At 26.9% G+C, this 19,116-nt stretch carries 17 protein-coding genes, 2 tRNA genes and 1 riboswitch; of the genes, 5 read left to right on the top strand and 14 right to left on the bottom strand.

All coding sequences use genetic code 11. The features are described 5' to 3' along the window. Positions 1-130: 130 nt before the first annotated feature. From NSA50_RS12215 to NSA50_RS12195, 5 genes are all read right to left on the bottom strand, one after another. A complete protein-coding gene (locus tag NSA50_RS12215; protein WP_257445400.1) occupies positions 131-928 on the bottom strand; it encodes a DUF4097 domain-containing protein in 798 nt (265 codons plus the stop codon). Between the two features lie 13 nt (positions 929-941). Continuing rightward, positions 942-1,640, bottom strand: a complete 699-nt coding sequence (locus tag NSA50_RS12210; protein WP_257445398.1) for a hypothetical protein — start codon at positions 1,638-1,640, stop codon at positions 942-944. 20 nt (positions 1,641-1,660) lie between these two features. After that, on the bottom strand, positions 1,661-2,359 hold the full coding sequence (locus tag NSA50_RS12205) for an ABC transporter ATP-binding protein (protein ID WP_195262726.1): 699 nt from the start codon (positions 2,357-2,359) through the stop codon (positions 1,661-1,663). Between the two features lies 1 nt (position 2,360). Next, entirely contained in the window at positions 2,361-2,726 is a 366-nt protein-coding gene (locus NSA50_RS12200) for a GntR family transcriptional regulator (protein WP_195262727.1), read from the bottom strand. A gap of 383 nt (positions 2,727-3,109) precedes the next feature. Further along, complete coding sequence (locus tag NSA50_RS12195; RefSeq protein ID WP_195262728.1) at positions 3,110-3,292, bottom strand: alpha/beta-type small acid-soluble spore protein; 183 nt, start codon at positions 3,290-3,292, stop codon at positions 3,110-3,112. Between the two features lie 213 nt (positions 3,293-3,505). Here NSA50_RS12195 and NSA50_RS12190 point away from each other — a divergent pair, with 213 nt between their 5' ends. Beyond that, positions 3,506-4,456, top strand: a complete 951-nt coding sequence (locus NSA50_RS12190; RefSeq protein WP_257445395.1) for a phosphatase domain-containing putative toxin — start codon at positions 3,506-3,508, stop codon at positions 4,454-4,456. Positions 4,457-4,583: 127 nt separating this feature from the next. Here the strand turns inward: NSA50_RS12190 and trhA are convergent, their stop codons facing one another. The 7 genes from trhA to NSA50_RS12155 all read right to left on the bottom strand — a co-directional run bounded on the left by trhA (position 4,584) and on the right by NSA50_RS12155 (position 13,235). Beyond that, the gene (gene trhA, locus NSA50_RS12185) at positions 4,584-5,249 is read right to left on the bottom strand and encodes a PAQR family membrane homeostasis protein TrhA (RefSeq protein ID WP_195262794.1); all 666 of its coding nucleotides are present in this window, start codon (positions 5,247-5,249) and stop codon (positions 4,584-4,586) included. A gap of 123 nt (positions 5,250-5,372) precedes the next feature. Then, a complete protein-coding gene (ptsG, locus tag NSA50_RS12180; protein ID WP_195262730.1) occupies positions 5,373-7,418 on the bottom strand; it encodes a glucose-specific PTS transporter subunit IIBC in 2,046 nt (681 codons plus the stop codon). 75 nt (positions 7,419-7,493) lie between these two features. Continuing rightward, a complete protein-coding gene (licT, locus tag NSA50_RS12175) occupies positions 7,494-8,342 on the bottom strand; it encodes a BglG family transcription antiterminator LicT (RefSeq protein WP_195262731.1) in 849 nt (282 codons plus the stop codon). Positions 8,343-8,555: 213 nt separating this feature from the next. Next, entirely contained in the window at positions 8,556-11,795 is a 3,240-nt protein-coding gene (locus tag NSA50_RS12170; protein WP_257445392.1) for a ligand-binding sensor domain-containing protein, read from the bottom strand. Positions 11,796-11,950: 155 nt separating this feature from the next. Continuing rightward, positions 11,951-12,026: transfer RNA gene (locus tag NSA50_RS12165), tRNA-Trp, on the bottom strand. 202 nt (positions 12,027-12,228) lie between these two features. Continuing rightward, positions 12,229-12,304 (bottom strand) — tRNA-Trp (locus tag NSA50_RS12160). A gap of 52 nt (positions 12,305-12,356) precedes the next feature. Continuing rightward, on the bottom strand, positions 12,357-13,235 hold the full coding sequence (locus NSA50_RS12155; RefSeq protein WP_195262733.1) for a metal ABC transporter substrate-binding protein: 879 nt from the start codon (positions 13,233-13,235) through the stop codon (positions 12,357-12,359). Between the two features lie 371 nt (positions 13,236-13,606). On the opposite strand from NSA50_RS12155, the gene tsaE reads away from it, so the two are divergent. From tsaE to rimI, 3 genes are read left to right on the top strand one after another with little or no spacing between them, the layout of a single operon-like run. Further along, positions 13,607-14,068, top strand: coding sequence for a tRNA (adenosine(37)-N6)-threonylcarbamoyltransferase complex ATPase subunit type 1 TsaE (tsaE, locus tag NSA50_RS12150; protein ID WP_195262734.1), 462 nt, complete (start codon positions 13,607-13,609; stop codon positions 14,066-14,068). Continuing rightward, the gene (tsaB, locus tag NSA50_RS12145; RefSeq protein WP_257445389.1) at positions 14,065-14,781 is read left to right on the top strand and encodes a tRNA (adenosine(37)-N6)-threonylcarbamoyltransferase complex dimerization subunit type 1 TsaB; all 717 of its coding nucleotides are present in this window, start codon (positions 14,065-14,067) and stop codon (positions 14,779-14,781) included. The genes tsaE and tsaB overlap by 4 nt, the downstream gene beginning before the upstream one ends. Beyond that, positions 14,765-15,226, top strand: a complete 462-nt coding sequence (gene rimI, locus NSA50_RS12140; protein WP_257445387.1) for a ribosomal protein S18-alanine N-acetyltransferase — start codon at positions 14,765-14,767, stop codon at positions 15,224-15,226. The genes tsaB and rimI overlap by 17 nt, the downstream gene beginning before the upstream one ends. Before the next feature lie 26 nt (positions 15,227-15,252). On the opposite strand, the gene NSA50_RS12135 is transcribed toward rimI, so the two are convergent. Further along, on the bottom strand, positions 15,253-16,629 hold the full coding sequence (locus tag NSA50_RS12135) for an MATE family efflux transporter (RefSeq protein ID WP_257445385.1): 1,377 nt from the start codon (positions 16,627-16,629) through the stop codon (positions 15,253-15,255). A 363-nt stretch (positions 16,630-16,992) separates the two neighbouring features. Here NSA50_RS12135 and NSA50_RS12130 point away from each other — a divergent pair, with 363 nt between their 5' ends. Further along, the gene (locus tag NSA50_RS12130; RefSeq protein ID WP_257445383.1) at positions 16,993-18,129 is read left to right on the top strand and encodes a GGDEF domain-containing protein; all 1,137 of its coding nucleotides are present in this window, start codon (positions 16,993-16,995) and stop codon (positions 18,127-18,129) included. A gap of 41 nt (positions 18,130-18,170) precedes the next feature. Here NSA50_RS12130 and NSA50_RS12125 read toward each other — a convergent pair whose 3' ends face one another. Beyond that, positions 18,171-18,773 carry an ECF transporter S component gene (locus NSA50_RS12125; RefSeq protein WP_195262739.1) on the bottom strand — a complete coding sequence of 201 codons (603 nt, stop codon included), beginning with the start codon at positions 18,771-18,773 and terminating at the stop codon, positions 18,171-18,173. Between the two features lie 217 nt (positions 18,774-18,990). Then, positions 18,991-19,108: riboswitch (FMN riboswitch) on the bottom strand. Between the last annotated feature and the right edge of the window lie 8 nt (positions 19,109-19,116).

The following is a 19,116-nucleotide window of genomic DNA, read 5'->3' as shown; positions in this document are numbered from 1 at the left end:
TAAACGCTATATTTATTCATTATTAATCATATCATATATAAGTAATAATAAAGCTTTAATATTTTAATACACCATCCAGTTAATTAATAGTATACAAATAAAGATGCAGGCAAACTTACCTGCATCGATTTTAGTTTGTTATATTTATTTCTCCAATTCCCATGCTAATATCAAATACATATTTATTTTCCCCAGATGTTTTAGCATTTATATTAGCTTTTCCAAGTCCAGAATCTGTTCTTATACTTACTGGTGAATCTGATGGTATCCTTATATTAGTATTTCCAACGCCACCTTCAAAGATTAAATTTCCATTTACATTTCCCAATGATACTTCTATGCTTCCGACTCCACCTTCAATATTTATATCTCCAGTCATTTCTTTTGTTTCTAATTCAACATCTCCTACTCCACTTTCTAAATCAAGTTTATTAAATGAAATATCTTTTATGAGTAACTGTCCTACTCCTGAACTAATATTTATATTATCTACTTTCAAATCTCTAACTTCATATTCCCCAACACCAAATTCTAAATCTATATTTCCGTTATAACTATTTGGTATCTTTATCTTTAAATCGCTAGTAGAATCTCTATTTATACTATTACGCTTCTTTGATTTTTCATTAATTGTTAGTTCATCTGAACTTTTATCTATTGTTATACCTTTAGATAGCTTTCCTAAAGTACCTGAAACTTCAATATCCTTACCTTCATAGTACATTACTTTTACACTACTAACTTCTATTTTTATATTAATATTATTTATACCTTCTATTGTTTCAACCTTATTTATACTTTCCCCACTATAATTAGTTGAATTGCTATCATTATCATCATTTCTACTTTCAACCCCAAACTTAACACTACAACCTCCTAACATAACGCTGAGCGATAGTACTAAAAATATCTTAAATAGCTTTTTCATAATTATATCCCCCTTAAATAATATCTAATTTTTTATCTAGATGATTTATTGCTATTGTTACAAGAATACCTACCCACAAAATCCCCAAAAGCATAGAAATCAAATCAATTTCTATAAATGATCCTAATTTTAAATAAACATATGGAAATAAATTAGTTATAAACCTGTTTATTCCTGAAACAAAACTTTGGATAATTCCACCGCCTACTATAACAGCAAGTATGCATAATCCTACATTATAAATATATGATGAAAATATTACTATAAATGAAGTAATTACAATATATGCTGCTGTAGTTCCAAAAGCCACTCCAAATACCGCCATCTTAACTACTTCTGCCATTGCATTGCCAGAAAGGCTTGATACTATATATGCAACAAGAGCTATACTCCCTTGCAAAATTATAAATTCTATATACTTAGCAATCATAAATTCCCAAGCCTTTATTGGTAATGTAAAAATTAATTTACCATTATCTTTTGATATTTGTGATATAAACTTTATTATTGAAGTAATGAAATTTATTGCTAGAAATGTTGAAATGAAAGCAATACTCATAACCGACATTAACTCTCCAATAAATGGTACCTTTATAAATATTCCTAAAGTTAACATACATAAAATTATAAATACACTCATATACAATATCTTGCTTATTCCTGAATTGTATTTTCCAAAATTATATTTTAAAATATTTAAAATATTTTTCATACTATCCCTCCTTATTCAAATTACTCTGCAAATACTTTTCTATAAACTTCATCAATAGATAGTTTATACTTTTCTCTCAACTCTTCTGCTTCTCCAGATTCTATTATTTTTCCATCTCCTAAAAAAGCAACTTCATCGAAGATTCTCTCAAGCTCACCAATATAATGAGTAGTTATTATCATTGAACTTTCCTCTGATAAATTTTCTAATATAGCATCTAAAATTTTTTCTCTTGAAACAGGATCAACCCCTGATATAGGCTCATCTAACAAATATAACTTAGCTTTTCTACTTAAAGTTAATGATAAGTTAAATTTTTCATTTGTTCCTTTTGATAAATCCTTTATTTTAGATTCAATATCTAAGTTCATAAAATCTAAATAATATTTCATCTTTTCCATATCAAAATCATTAAAGAAGTCTGAATATAATTTTATTGCATCCTTTATTTTCATCGCTTTATGAAAAATATTTTTATCTTGTAAAAATGCAATATAATTTTTAGTTTCAACTCCTAAAGATAATCCATTTACCTTTATTTCTCCTTCATCAGCTTTTAAAAACCCTTGTATAGTATTTAAAAGAGTTGTCTTCCCCTGAGCATTAGGTCCCATTATTCCCAACACTTTTCCCTTTTCTAGCTTTAAATTTATTCCATTTAATACTTTCTTTCCTTTTATAGTTTTATATAAATCTTTTATTTCTAATAAATCACTCATCTTAATCCTCCATATATCTTTCTAATATAATTGCTAATATTTTTTCTTTTGTGAATCCTAAGGCTTTTGAATCTTCAATAAATTTATCTATGGTTTCATTAAATATCTCTTGTCTTAAATCATTTATCCTTTTCTCATCTTCTGTAACAAATTTTCCAATTCCTCTTTGAGTATAAATTAAATCTTGATTTTCTAATTCAGAATAAACCTTTTGCACTGTATTGGGATTAACTTTCAATTCGCTTGCATATTCTCTTACAGACAAAATTCTTTCTCCTCCTTTTAAATCCCCTGAAACTATTCTTTTTTTCATATAAGCAATTATTTGAAGATATATCGGTTCTTTTGAATTTAATTCAAGTACCATTTTTTATCTCCTTCCTCAACAGTATTAGTGTATTAATTAAATAATACACTAATACTGTTTTTTTTTACTATTTTTAATTATATGTAAATTTAATCATTATATTCATTTATCCGTATTTAGTATTGATTATCTTTAACTTTCTTTATTTTACTTATTATTTGGGAAACATAGCTTTTTAGAAATATTTTTATAAAATTATTTATAATTCTATATATTCATAATAAGATTAAATTTTTTTATAAATAAAAAAGAGGCATCTAAAATAAAAACTTTTGTTTTTATTTTAGAAATACCTCTTCTTTTTTTGAATGGTTACAATACTAAATTCTTTGGCGGTATATCCATCCTGTCTTCTTAACCCTTAGTTAATTTGTTCCTGTGGCTTACTTTATTGAACTTTCGTATTGTTCAACCATTCTTTTTACCATCTCGCCACCTACGGAACCACATTGTTTTGATGTTAGGTCGCCATTGTAATCGCTAAATGGAACTCCTAACTCTGCTGCAACTTCATTCTTGAATGCACTTAATCCTTTTCTTGCTTCTGGAACTAATGTCTTTGCCATTTGTAATTCCTCCTTTGGCTATTGGTTTTGTAAACTACTTTTAAAATTGAACTCCCTCTCATTTAAAAGTTTTCTGTTTACACTATTATATTAACCTTAATCTAAATTTATATTCTTAGTAAATTATAGATAGTTTAGAATATTTTATATGCAGGATATTTTATCATTTTGTGCACAAAATATTTAGTGAATATACTAAAAAGGAGGTTCTCTATGAAGATTTCTATGTTAAAATTTAAAAATATTAAATATAAATCAATTTCTATTTTTATAGTTTTATCTACATTACTCTCTATATGTAACATATCTAATATATCCATGGCAATTATAAATTCACCAGATACTATCCCATTTCTTGAGGATAAATTTTTAATATTAGATATTAAAAAAAATTATAAACTTCCTCCTAGATTTAGAAGCATTCAAGAACTAAATATTTCAGGTTGTGCTCAATTTAGACCTAGCCAAATAGATAATATAAAAGTAGCTATAAATAGCCCTAAAATAACTGTAGTTGACTTAAGACAAGAATCTCATGGATTCATTGATGATAGTCCAATAAGCTATTATAGTTTTTTTCAACTTATAAATAGCAATTTGAATGCTCAAGAAACATTAAAAGCAGAAAAAGAAGATTTATTAAAAATAGCGATAGGTTACAATATTCCAATTTTTAAAACAACAGGTGAATATCTAGAATCATTAAAAGCAAATACTGTATCAAATGAAGAAAGTACTTGCAAAAATTTCGGGTTAGGCTATAAAAGAATTTCAGTAAGAGATAATTCAATCCCCAAACCTGAATCAGTAGATGACTTTATAAACTTTGTTAATACTACATCTGATGATGTACATATACTATTTCATTGTGATGCTGGAGATGGAAGAACAACCATGTTTATGTCCATGTTCCAAATGATGAAAAATCCAACCAATGCATCACTATCAACAATACTTAATGACCAAATTGCTATCGGTGGAATAGTACTAACAGAAAATATTCCAAGAGCTACTTTCCTTGAATATTTTTATAATTATACTCTAGAAAATAAAGAATATGGATTTAAGACTAACTATTCCACATGGCTAAAAAATAAAAAAGGCCTATATAGTGAGAGTGCTCCATTACCTGATGAAAATGAACCTATAAATGAAAAAAGTTAAAAATAAAAGGGTCTCACATTTCGTGAGATCCTTCATAAAAATAAGAAATTAACTTTTTTAAGGCAATAAACTAATTGAAATTAAATAAATCTTATATCAAATAACTTTTTGAGACTACGCTTTCAATCTATAAATATAATATTCCTAAAAATATAGCAACATAATGTAATGTGCTTCCTGCAATTACAAATAGATGCCATATAAAATGATTGTATGGCATTTTGTCTAATGCATAAAATATACATCCTATAGTATAAGCGAGCCCTCCAGCTACTATATATATTAATATTTTCATAGGTACTAAAAGCAAAACTGCCTTAACATTAAGTACTATGATCCAACCCATTAATATATATAGTATTGTTGATAAAATAGCAAATTTATCTATCCAAAACACCTTAAACATTATTCCTAGAAATGTAATTATCCACAGTGCTAATAATATTTGCATAGATTTTTTATCACTATTCAACAATATTAATATAATAGGAGTATATGTTCCTGCTATTAGTAAATATATTGATGAATGATCTAATATCCTTAGTATTCTTTTTACTAAATCACCTGGAATACTATGATATAAAGTGGATCCAAGATATAGTATTATTAGACAAATACTATAAACCCAAACTCCAATAACAGCATAATTACTACCAGAGTTTGATGCTGCTATAATTAAAAACACGCTTCCAATAATAGCTAGTATAGCTCCCACTCCATGTGTTACAGCATTTGCTATCTCTTCACCTTTAGTATAAAAATTATAAACTGTCTGTTCATTTTTATTGCTCATAAGTATCTTTTTCTTCACCCTCTAACATTTTTAATTACTTTAATATATTGCTCTTTAATCAATATATTATTCTTTTTATAAAAAGGAACAATCTTTTTAACCTTAAAGATTGTTCCTAAAACTTTACTTATTTTTTTTCTCATGTATTTCAACTTTATTTATATCTCCGGATATCACATCTATATCGTTATTAAAATATATAAATTTCTCCTTAGGCAAGCCTTTAAATATAACAGGTATAATTGGTGATTTCAAATTTTTTCTCATTTCATCTAAAGGAAATTCTATTAATATGTCTCCTTCATTTACTATATCTCCCTCTTGAACAAAAGCCTTAAAGCCATTCCCATTTAAATTAATACTATCTATTCCTATATGAATGAATACATCAAATCCATCTAATCCCCTAATAGTTATAGAATGGCATGTTTTCGATATTGTTAATACCATTCCTCTTATTGGAGATATTAAAACATTATTTTTCGGATCTATAGCAAAGCCATCACCAATAAGCTTCATAGAAAATATAGGATCTGGAACATCCTCTAACCTCAAAAGTTTTCCAGTGGAAGGGATCATAATAGAACTTTCTATTTTAATACCTTTTTCTATTTTCTCTATCTGTTTTTTCTTTTTAATTTTTATTTCTTTCCCATCTATGATATCTTTCATTTGCTCCTTAAGCATATCTGACTTAGGTCCAAATATAGCTTGAATATTCTCTCCGATTATCATTAAATCAGCTGAACCTAATGCCTTAAGTTTACTTCTGTTTACTAAACTTATATTCTTCACTGTAACTCTAAGCCTAGTTATACAAGCATCTAGGTATTTTATATTCTTTGGCCCTCCAAAAGCATCTAATACCTTATAAGCTAAATCTCCATCAGAAATATCTATATCAATTTCACTTTCTTCTCTCTCTCTTCCTGGTGTCTTTAAATCTAATTTTCTTATTATATATCTAAACCCCAAATAATATATAGATGCAAATATGATTCCCACAATTAATACCCACCACCATTTTGTTCTATTGGGAATCACACCAAATAATATAAAATCTATAAGCCCACCAGAAAATGTTAATCCTATCTTCACATTTAATATTTGCATTATCATAAATGACAAACCTGCAAATATACAATGTACAGCAAATAAAATTGGAGCAACAAATAAAAACATAAATTCAATTGGCTCTGTTATTCCTGTTAAGAAAGATGTTAACGCACCAGAAAATAATATACCAGCTACCACTTTTTTCTTATCACTATCTGCCTCATGATACATTGCTAAAGCAGCTGCTGGAAGACCAAACATCATAAATGGAAATTTTCCAGTCATAAATGTTCCTGCTGTAAACTCTACTCCATCCTTTAATTGAGCAAAAAATATTGCCTGATCTCCAATTACTAATTGTCCAGCTAAACTAGTATATTCTCCAAACTGATACCAAAATGGATTATACCATATATGATGCAATCCAAAAGGTATTAGCGCTCTTTCTATAATTCCAAAAATTAAAGCTGAAATAGTTGGATTAGTTCCTATCATACTCCTTGAAAAAGCTAATAAAAAATTCTGTATAGGTGGCCAAATTACTACCATCATTATCCCTATTATTAATCCTGCTATTGCAGATACTATTGGTACAAATCTTTTTCCTGAAAAAAATCCTAAGAACTCTGGTAACTTTATGTTATAAAATTTTTGATATATAACTGCTGAAATCATACCAATCACTATCCCACCAAAAACTCCTGTCTGAAGAGTAGGAATTCCAAGTACAACATCATACATTGGATTAGTATCAACCTGTAGTAAGTCAACTCCAGCTGTTATTCCGACAGTCATATTCATTATTAAAAAGGACACTATTGCTGCTAATGCTGCAACCCCGTCTCCATTGCTCATACCTATAGAGACTCCTACTGCAAATATTAGTGGCAAATTAGAAAATATAATATCACCTGAAGATGACATTATATTAGCAATTAGTTGAAAGTTTTCTCCAGATAACATTGGAAAATTGCTTATTATATTGGGATTTTGTAGAAATGTTCCAATTCCCATTAAAAGTCCAGCCGCTGGTAGTAATGCAACTGGTAACATTAAAGATTTACCTATCCTCTGAAGAACTCCAAAAGACTTTTTTAGAAATATAGTATTCATTTTTCCTCCTAATAATCCTATATTAAAGTAAAGACTTAAGCACTAAATTCTTAGGCTTAAGTCTTAATAAACATATTAATGATTACTTCGCAGTACAGAGATAACTCTGTGTATATGCATAGTTAAATATACTATTTCATCTTCATTTACTTTATAATCATAATTACTTTCTATATATTTTTGTATCTTTTTAGCGCAATCATAAGCTTCCGGATAACTTTTGGATGCTATATCCAAAAATTCGCTACTATCATCATTATTTTGATTATTTGTTACTACTCTCTTTGCAAAATACTTAAGGTGAGTTAATAATCTATCATAGTTTAAATCTTCTTCATTAAACTCAACTGAGTAGTAATATCTAATTACGTTTAACACACCTTTAATTATGTTAGTTGCAAGTACTGATTCTTTTGCCGTTTCCTGATAACTTGCATTAACCAGATGTAAAGCAATAAACCCAGCTTCATCTTCAGGTAAATTTATTTTCAATCTATTATTTATATAATCTACTGCCCATAGGGCTATTTTATATTCTTCTTTGTGTATTCTTCTTATTTCATCTAATAAATCATTTTTAATTTTAACATTATTTTTATATCTCTTAATCGCAAATGCAATGTGATCAGATAAAGAAATATATATTTGTTTATCTAAATTTCTATTTAACTCTTTATCTGCATAAGATATAATTTCATGAGATAATTCAAATATACCATCAGGTATTTGATTTATAAGCTTTTTAAGTTTATTACCCATTCGCTTATCATCTACTACAAATATTTTTTCTATTTTATTTTCTTCTATTTCTTGCCCTACTTTCCTCTTGAAGGCGATCCCAGATCCCATAAGAATAACTTCTTTCTTAGTCTTTGGATCTATTGAAACAACAACATTATTGTTTAATATCTTTTCTACAACCATATTACCTTCATTCTCCTAACACTTGGAAAATAAAATACCTAAATCAAGATATTATCTTAATTTAGGTATTGCCTACTTTACAGTAACAATCCATTTACTTACTTATTTATTATGATAGCATTGTAAACAACTACTGTCAAGCGCATACCATTAAATTTATACATATTTATCCATTTTTTCAATTCATTAACATAGCCATTACATTTATCTACTTTACATAGTATATTTAGTAGGTAATATTATTATAAATTCACTACCTTTTTCAGGTGCACTTCTGACAAATATTTTACCATTATGTAATGTAACTAATTGCTTTGTTACTGTTAACCCTAAGCCACTTCCTCCATGTTCTTCTGATACATCATTATAAGCTTGACCAAATCTATCAAATATAGCATCATGATATTTTTTTTCTATTCCAATACCAGAATCCTTAACCGATATCTTTACCTTCTTACCTAAATCTATTATTCTTACTTCTATTTTCCCACCCCTTGGTGTAAACTTAACTGCATTTCCAACTAGATTTACAATACATTTTTCTATTTCACTACCATCGCACTCTATTATTTTCTCTTCTACTTCTGGATCAATTATTAGCTCTATACCATTTGCTTCAACAAAATCCTTCATAGATAAAACAACTTCCTCTACCAAATAGACAATATCATATTTTTCAATTCTTAATTTATAAGATCCAGATTCAATTTTAGATGTCTCTATTATATTATTTATTAACTTCAATAACCTATCAGAATTTCTTCTCAAAGTACTCATATAATAAGAAAGCTTTTCTTTAGGTATTTCCTTATCTTCTTCATTTAATTTAGTTATTAATTGTTGAGTTGATATAATAACATTAAGTGGAGTTCTAAGCTCATGAGATAAATTAACAAAATAATTATTTTTATATTTTTCATTTTTTATTAGCTTATCATATAACTCTTTGTTTTCTTTAAACTTATTATTTAACTCATGAGTTCTTTGCTCTACTAAACTATCTAATATCTTCACCCTGTTCCATATTATATAAAGTGCTAAGAAGCCTATTAAAGCATATATTACATAAGCTAATGGTGTTTTCCAGGGTTTCATTTCAACTTCAAAAGTTACTGTGGTCGCTTTACTCCAATCTCCGCTTGAATTTCTTGCAACAACTTGAAATTTATATATTCCTGAATCTAGGTTTGTATAACTTACATAATTTCTATCATCAGAAAAAATCCAATTTTCATCTAATCCATCTAATTTATATGCATATTGAATTTTACTTACATTTCTATAATCAGGCATAAAAAAGTTAAATTGTATATTGCTATTCTTATAACCTATTTTTATATTAGATATATCTAGAATTTCTTTTTCTCCACTATAGACACTATCAATAACTACATTAGGAGAAAACTTTTTCTCTTCCAATTGGTTTGGATAAAAACAAGTTAGCCCATTTATTCCTCCAAAAAACATTTCTCCACTTTTGCTCTTAAAATATGAATAACCATTAAATTCATTGCTTTGAAGTCCATCTGTAACATTATAGTCAACAAATTTATCATTTTTTATATCAAATTTTGATATTCCATAATTTGTACTTATCCACGGATTATCATAATCATCTATTAAAATACCATTTATAAAGTTATTTGATAAACCTGAACTTTCTGTGTATTTATGAAACTTTTCTGTACTTCTATCAAATTTATTTAATCCGTATTGGCTTCCTATCCAAATATTATTTTTACTATCTACCGCTATAGCTTTTAATGCATTAAAACTTATGCTATGTTTATCTTCTTCATCATTTCTATAACTTTTTATCTCATTTGTATTTTTATTTATTTTAATTAATCCACCGTTTAAGCCTGAAGCTATCCATATAACCCCATCCTTATCTTGAACTATATCTGAAAACATATTTTCAGTTATTCCATTTTTAATAAAAATGTCCTTATATGATTTAAATGTATTCTTTCTATCAAAAGTACATAGTCCATATCTAGTTCCTATCCATAATAGACCTTCATTATCAATATATAATGTTCTAACATCATTAGACACTAAGCTATTTTTATTATCTTCATCATAATATCTAGTAAATTTCTTTGTTAGTTTATCATACTTATTTAATCCCGATTCTGTTGCTATCCAAATTTCATTTTCTATCCCAACTATATCTCTTATATAATCATTGCTTAAAGAATTTTCATCATTTGAGCTTTTAAATTTAGTTATCATTCCACTTTTTCTATCTATTACATTTAATCCTTCATGTACTGTTCCAACCCATAAAAGGCCTTCATCATCTTCATATATTCCAGCCATCATATTTTCACTTAATGAATTAGTATTAAAAGGATCATTTTTATAATTCTTGAATGAATTTTGAGGGTTAAATAAACTTATTCCATCATAAGTTCCAACCCAAATTGCACCAGATTTATCTTCAAACAAACTTAATATATTATTACTTACTATGCTTTGTGGATCATATACTTTAGATTTATAATTAATAAATTTATTTTCTTCCTCAATCAGTCTACTTAATCCATTATTAGTTGCAATCCATAATTCACCTTTGCTATCTCTTAATATGTATCGTACAAAATTTCCTGCTATGGAAGAGTCGTCGTTAGGATCATTTTTAAAAATTTCTATTTTATCAGTTTTTAAATTAAGTTTATTCAACCCACCATTATATGTACCAATCCAGAGATTATCCAAATTATCAGCATATAGCTTAAATATGAAATTATCACTAATAGAGTTATCTCCTCCATTAGAGTAGTATTTAATAACTTCATTTGAAGTACCTGTTATTTTATTTAAGCCATTATCCGTTCCAACCCAATAGCTACCATAAACATCCTCTACAATCGAATATACAACTTGACTACTTAATGAATGCTTTTTATCTTCTGAATTATATAGTCGTATAAAATTATCATCTTCTTCATTATATAAATTTAATCCATCTTCTGTCGCTATGTATATATCACCTTTTGAATCTACTAATATTTCTGTTATATTGTAATTTGATAAATTACATCCATTTACTTCTGGCAAATATGTTGTTATTTCATTTGTATGTGTATTTATCTTATTTAATCCTATAGATGTACCAACCCATATGTTTCCTTCATAATCTTCTGTTATTGCAGAAATATAGTTAGCACTTATACTATTCGGCTTATCTTCAATATATCTAAATACTTCAAACTTATCTCCATTGTATCTGTTTAATCCATCTGCTGTTCCAATCCACATATATCCTTTACTATCCTGAAACAAATACTCTACAGATGTTTGCGATAACCCATCTTCAACTGTTATTCTTTTAAAATTTATATTTTTATCATCATTTGTTATAGCAAATGTACTCATTGTACTCATATTTATTATTAAAATAATACTTACTATAAATATAAGCAAAAATTTACATGACCTTTTTCTCATATTCATCCCTCGTAAAAATTCTAAGATTCTTATAATTAAGTAAATATATTATATCAAATTTCTTATCTATTTATATAAATTTATAGTATATTTACATAATTATTTACAGTTTTTCAACAAAAAATAAGAGAGTGTAATTTTTACACTCTCTTATTTGGCAGGGGCAGTAGGAATCGAACCCACAACCAACGGTTTTGGAGACCGCTACTCTACCAATTGAGCTATACCCCTTCAACAAGACATATTTTATCATGATATTTTGATACTTGTCAATAAAATAATTTACTTATCTTTCAATTATTTAATATACTATTCAGATTATTAATTGTATATTTTTCTAATATACAATTCTTATCTACATACATTTTTTAAGTTATAGTACTAACAAAAATCTTCAAAAAAATAAATCGATAATATTCATTACCGATTTATTTGGCAGGGGCAGTAGGAATCGAACCCACAACCAACGGTTTTGGAGACCGCTACTCTACCAATTGAGCTATACCCCTTTGCAACAATAATTATTATATATTATGTATCAGTAAAAATCAACTATTAAAATTAGTTTTTATTTTTCACACTATCGATTATCTTAGTAACGTTATCTTTTAATATATTATTGTCACCTTCAGTATTTAACTCTATATAATTACAGCTTATTGCAATTTTATTTTTTAAGTCATCTAAATTTCCTAATTTATTATCATGAATAAATATAATCTTAGAATCCTTACTTTCATTTACTATATCTTTAACCTCTTCATTGCTCTTTAGCTTTTTCGCTTGAATTCCAAGATCTTTTAATAAATAATCAAACTTATCACTATCTGTAACAATATAATACTCTTTATACTTATTTAATTCTTCCTTTGATTTAGTTAAAAATTCATCTAATTCCTCAACAATAGTATTATAATTTTCTTCATAATAATTTCTATTTATTATATCTCGTTCTTGTAATGCCGTCTTTATATTATATAAGGCAATCTTATATTCATTAAATCCTAATAAATAATAAGGATTTTCTTTATTCTCATTAAATAATTCTGTAGTAATTGCTCTTATACCTCTGCTCATATTTATAATACCTACGCTTGAATTTTTGGCATCATCTATTATATCATTTATCCAAGTTTCGTATCCCAATCCATTGTATATAAACAAATCCATATTTAATATGTTACTTTTAACATTATCGCTAACCTCAAAAGATTTCATATCACTTTCATTACTAAATAAATATTCAACATTATGTTTATTTCCAACTAATGCTTTAGTCATATTATATTGCTCTTTATTAACTGTTAATATATTTAAAAACATATCCCTTTCCTCATCAAATTCATCAGTAGGATTAGCCATTAATGGATTATAGGAAAATGTTAGTCCCAAAAATAAAAGAGAAGTAAAAATAACTAAAGCATATGTTAACTTCTTCATAAATCTTTCCTCCAGGAAACAAATAATTATATATGCTTCAATTTATATATCTATCTATGTAAAATATCAAAATTAAAATCATATATTATTTAATTTTTTATATACTTTCTTAACTCTTTTTAAATTCTATCAATTATTTATAGTTTAATTAAATTTTAAATCTTTATTACAACTTATATACTTTCATAATATATTATCATTGATAAATAAAAATTACAATTCTATTACATCTTAATTACAATTCCAATTATATTATTATTTTACTACACATAAACCAAATTTGCCATATTATGTATATTATTTTATCTTTCTTTTTTTTCGTATTTTGGATAGAATATATGAATATAGAATATTTAGAAAGGAGTCTATTTATGCATTTTTATGTTAATGATATTGAAGAAACAACAAAAATTGGTTTTTCCATAGGTAAATTACTAAACCCTGGTGATATAGTTTGCTTAACTGGCGATTTAGGAACAGGAAAAACTCATATAACTAAAGGAATAGCTAAAGGTTTAGATATTGATGATCATATAACGAGTCCAACATTTACTATTGTAAATGAATATGATTCAGGAAGATTAAAATTATACCACTTTGATGTTTATAGAGTAAGTGATCCTGATGAAATTTATGCCATAGGATTTGATGATTATATATTTTCTGATGGTGTTTCTATAATTGAATGGGCAAATTACATAGAAGAGATTTTACCTAAAGAGTACTTACATATATTAATAGAAAAGGACTTATCAAGAGGTGAAAACTTCAGAAAAATTTCTATTACTCCATATGGAGAAAAATATAATTATATAAAGGAGTTAGTCTTATGATAGTTTTAAGTATAGATTCAGCCTCTAAAGTAGCAACAGCAGCTCTTTTAGATGAAAATAACTTAATAGCAGAATATACATTAAATAATAAAATGGAACACTCTACATTAATAATGGACATGATCGATAAATTATTAAAAGATTCTAATCTATCAATTGATGATATAGACGGATTTATCGTATCAAAAGGCCCTGGATCATTTACTGGACTAAGAATAGGCATGTCTACAGTTAAAGGTTTAAGCTTTGGTTCAAACAAGCCCTATATTAGCATTTCAAGCTTGGATGCCCTTGCATATTCCCTTATAAATTTTGATGGTATTATTTGCCCTATAATGGATGCTTTAAGAGACAGCGTTTATACATGTCTATATAAAAATAATAACGGTAACTTAGAAAAATTAACGGATTATTCGGCATTTGATTTAGATGAATTAATCGAAATTCTAAAGGAAAAAGGTGAAAAAGTAATATTTACTGGAGACGGCTTAACTAAGCATAAAGAATATTTGTCAAACAATCTCCCTAATGCCTACTTTGCACCTAATCACCTTAGCATAATAAGAGCATCATCATTAGGAGATTTAGGTATAAAATTATTATTAAATAATGAGTCTGATGAATTAAACTCGTCTCCTTTTTATCTAAAAAAACCTCAAGCACAAAGAGAATTAGAAAAAAGGTTAGCATTAGAAAATGAAAATAAGCTATAACTTGATGAATGAAAATGATGTTGATGGTGTCTTAGATATTACAAATTTATGTTTTTCTACTCCTTGGAGCAAAAGTTCTATTACTGGTGAATTAAATAATCCTTTGGCAAAGTACATAGTTGCAAAAGATATAGAAACAAATTTAATAGTTGGATTTGTTGGAGTTTGGATAGTTGTCGGCGAAGCTGATATAACGAATATAGCTGTCCATCCAAACTATAGAAAGCTTGGAATTGGAAGTAAACTACTTTCTTGTTTAATAGATCTTTGTGAAGATTTAAATTGTTCACTAGTAAACCTAGAGGTTAGAGTTTCAAATATTTCTGCTCAAAATCTATACAAGAAATTTTCTTTTATAGAAAATGGTCTTAGAAAAGGATATTATGAAGATAATAAGGAAGATGCAATTTTAATGACTTACTTTTATAATAAGAAACAGGTATAAACTTTACTGTTTATACCTGTTTCTTATTAATTTACTTCTCCAAGCAATTCTTCTTCAACTTCTTCTTTAACTTTCATACTTTTTACTAATATAAAAATCGTTATTACAGTTGATAATACATCACTTACTGGTTGGGCAATCCACACTCCATCTAAGCCTAATCCAAACGTTCTTGGAAGAATAATTATAAAAGGAACCAATAAAATTACCTGTCTAAGTAAACTTAAAAACATTGCAGTTTTAGCTTCTCCTATGGATTGTATGTAATTTGAACCAGTTATTGATATTCCCACTATTGGAAGCATAAGTAGATATATTCTCATTCCCTTAACTGATATATCCATAAACTTAGGATCCTTATTGAATACTCCTATTATAGCTTCCGGGAATGCTTGAACTCCAATAAATGCAATTACTAATATTAGTGTAGCTACTGTCGCTGAAAGTTTAAATGCCTTTTGAGCTCTTTCTACTTGTTTTGCCCCATAATTAAACCCAATTATAGGCTGTGCTCCTTGATTTATTCCAAAGATAGGCATTAAACACATTAAACTTACAGACGATATAGTTGCCATAGCACCTATAGCTAAATCAGTTCCATATGCTTTAAGAACATTATTAGCAATAACTTGAACTAAACTTGCTGCTATTTGCATAGCAAATGGTGCTGCTCCAATTGCCAATATTTTTAAAGTTATTTGTTTATCTAACTTCAGACTTGATTTAACAAATCTTAAATTAGACCTTCCACTAATATAATACCCTAAACCTATAACTGCTGTTGCAAATTGAGATATTATTGTAGCCACTGCTGCACCTTGTATTCCCATATTAAATGTAAATATAAATACTGCATCTAAAATTATATTAGTTATGCATCCAATTACCATAATAGTTGCTGCTAGTTTAGGATTTCCATCTCCCCTTATAGTATTGTTTAGAGTAAATGCAACCATATTAAATACTGTTCCTAATAAAATTATATATATGTAAGCTTTGGCATAATATAAAGTTTCATCACTAGCACCAAACTTGATTAAAATTATATCTCCAAAAACTAGTCCTACAACAGTTATTATTAACGCTAAAATAACTGATAATGTTATTGCATTCCCAATTACTTTAGCTGCTTCTTCTTTCTTTCCTTGCCCAAGTTTTATAGAAATAGTTGTTGTAGCACCTACTCCAATAAGCATAGCAAATCCAAGTATAATAGTTGTAATAGGCATTGTTACACCAACACCAGTAATAGCTAAAGACCCTACCCCTGGTATATTCCCTATAAAAATTCTATCAACTACGTTATATAATGCATTTACAATCATTCCTATTATAGCTGGTACAGAATACTTTAATAATAATTTTCCTATTGGTTCTTTTGCAAGTAATTCTTGTGTTCTCATTTAATCACCTCTCCTTATTTTTTATTGAATCTTTTTTGAATCAAATTTATTTTCTTAATATGTAGAAACATTTTATAATTATATAAAAAAAGAAACTGCCCAAATAAAATTTAAAGTTGAGCTAATTCCTTTAAAAAGATCATATATTATTCTTACTTCGTAATATTTATTTTAATTTTTATATTATTATAAGTGAATTTTTCTCTAATTTCATACATAACTGATTTACATTATATCATATTTAATTACTGTTTCAACTAGTTTTATATGGTTGGGATTCTTAGAATAATTTTATCAATATATAGAGTCCTTCATACATATACTATAAGTAATTATTATATCTATATATCGGAAGGAATAAAAATGGATAAGATTATACAAACTCAAGTTAATATAATGAGCCTTTTTACATTACTTATGCTTATTTTTCATAGTTATGTAAAGCTCGATATGAAAAAATTATCTAATAAACTATTCGTAAATATATGTTCTTTGATTTCTGTAATACTAGTTTTAGAAATTTTAAAGATTTTCGTAAGTATAAATATATTAAATTTTAAATTTATATTTGTTAATAAACTAATTAATACTCTATTATTTATAACTTCACCAATTCCACTATATATGTGGAATAAATATTTATCTATTTGGATGAGTAAAAAAATCTTTATACCTAAAACAAAAATAAGTTATTTTGAAATCCCTCTAGTAATAAATACTATATTACTTATTATAAATTTAAAGTACGATATAATTTTCTCTATTAGTAATTCAAATTTATATCAACATGAAAACTTTTTTATAACACCATTAATAACTTGTGCCTTTTATTATATAAATAGTTATTTAATTTTAATAAAAGAAAGGAATAATATCTCTAGAGATAACATCAAGTTCTTACATATACTTTATATTTTGCCAATATTGGCATTTGCAATACAGTTATTAATACCCCAATGCCTATTCCTTTGGGCTAGTATCACAACTATTCTTGTATTTACTTATATTTTAGTTCAACAAGAATTATTAGAAACCGACCCTTTAACTGAAGCTTTTAACAGAAATTATTTTAATAGCTTTATTTCTAAAGTAAATACATTTAATATCAACCTATCTGAACTAGGTGCTCTAAATATAGATTTAGATGACTTTAAATCTATAAATGATACTTATGGACATCAAGCTGGTGATGATGTTCTTAAGGATTTTGTTCTTATATTAAATAAATCCTTTGGAAAAAAATCTAAAATTATTAGAATGGGTGGCGATGAATTTATAATTATTTTAGAAAATACCTCTGAACAAAAGATTGAAACTAAGTTAAATTTATTAAACTCTTTAATTGAATCTCATAATTCTCATAGTAAATATACTATTAAATTTAGTTTTGCATACTGTATTTATTCTAATGATTTTGATAACATATATGATTTTTTCAATTGCATTGATAATAAAATGTATCAAAATAAATACTTAAAAAAGAGCGCTAATATAAAATAATAAAGCTAACTATTAAAAATATAATAGTTAGCTTTATTATTTTATATTGAATTTAATTTACTTTTTCTAGAATTATCTAAATTTGAATCTACTTTAAAAATAGATGAAGAAACTCTTTTATATAATACGTATGTTATCCCACATACTAATATAGCCTTTATTCCATTAAAAGGTAATAATCCTATAGTAACATATTGAATCAGTTCATCTTTTACCATATTCATTCCAAATGCAGGTAATAATAAATAAACATTTGCTAGTATTCCTATAACTTCTATTGATAATGTTCCTAATGCCATTCCAAGTAATGCATTTTTTCTACTTTTATTTCTATGATAAACCCATGCTGCTGGAGCTACCAGAGATACCCCTACTATAAAATTAGCAAGTTCTCCAACAAAATACGTTGATGTTCCCTTAACTATTAGAATTAATAAATTCTTTATCAATTCTACAGCAATACCTGCCATAGGCCCAAAAGCAAATGCTCCCATAAGTGCTGGAATATCACTTAAATCAATTTTAAGCCATGGAAATGGTAAAAACGGTATTGGAAAATCAAAGTACATAAGCACTACTGCTATTGCACCTAAAAGTGAAATTTTAATAAATTTGTTTAGGTTTCTGTTTTGTTGACTATTCATTATTTCTCCTCCCAAAAGTCTATCCACTGGGGCAATGGGTTAGATCATATCATTTAAATGATATTAATTTAACAATTCGCTTTATTAATTTGCCCATCTTCTCTTAATTAAATACATATTAACAACTAAAAAAGCCCTGATATATTAAAATACATCAGGGCTCAAAATCCATAAGAAATAAGATGTGCTTAAAATAAATATCAAGCAATATCTAACCACTTACCTTCTTTCATCCAGACTATACTGTCGGCCTCGGAGTTTCACCGAATCATGCTAAAACTTAGCTCGCGGGCTATACCGCCGGTGGGGAATCACGCCCCGCCCTGAAGATAATTTATTTATA

This window comes from Clostridium mucosae, assembly GCF_024622765.1.
Taxonomy (GTDB): Bacteria; Bacillota; Clostridia; order Clostridiales; family Clostridiaceae; genus Clostridium.
This window is presented reverse-complemented; position numbering and strand designations above follow the sequence as displayed.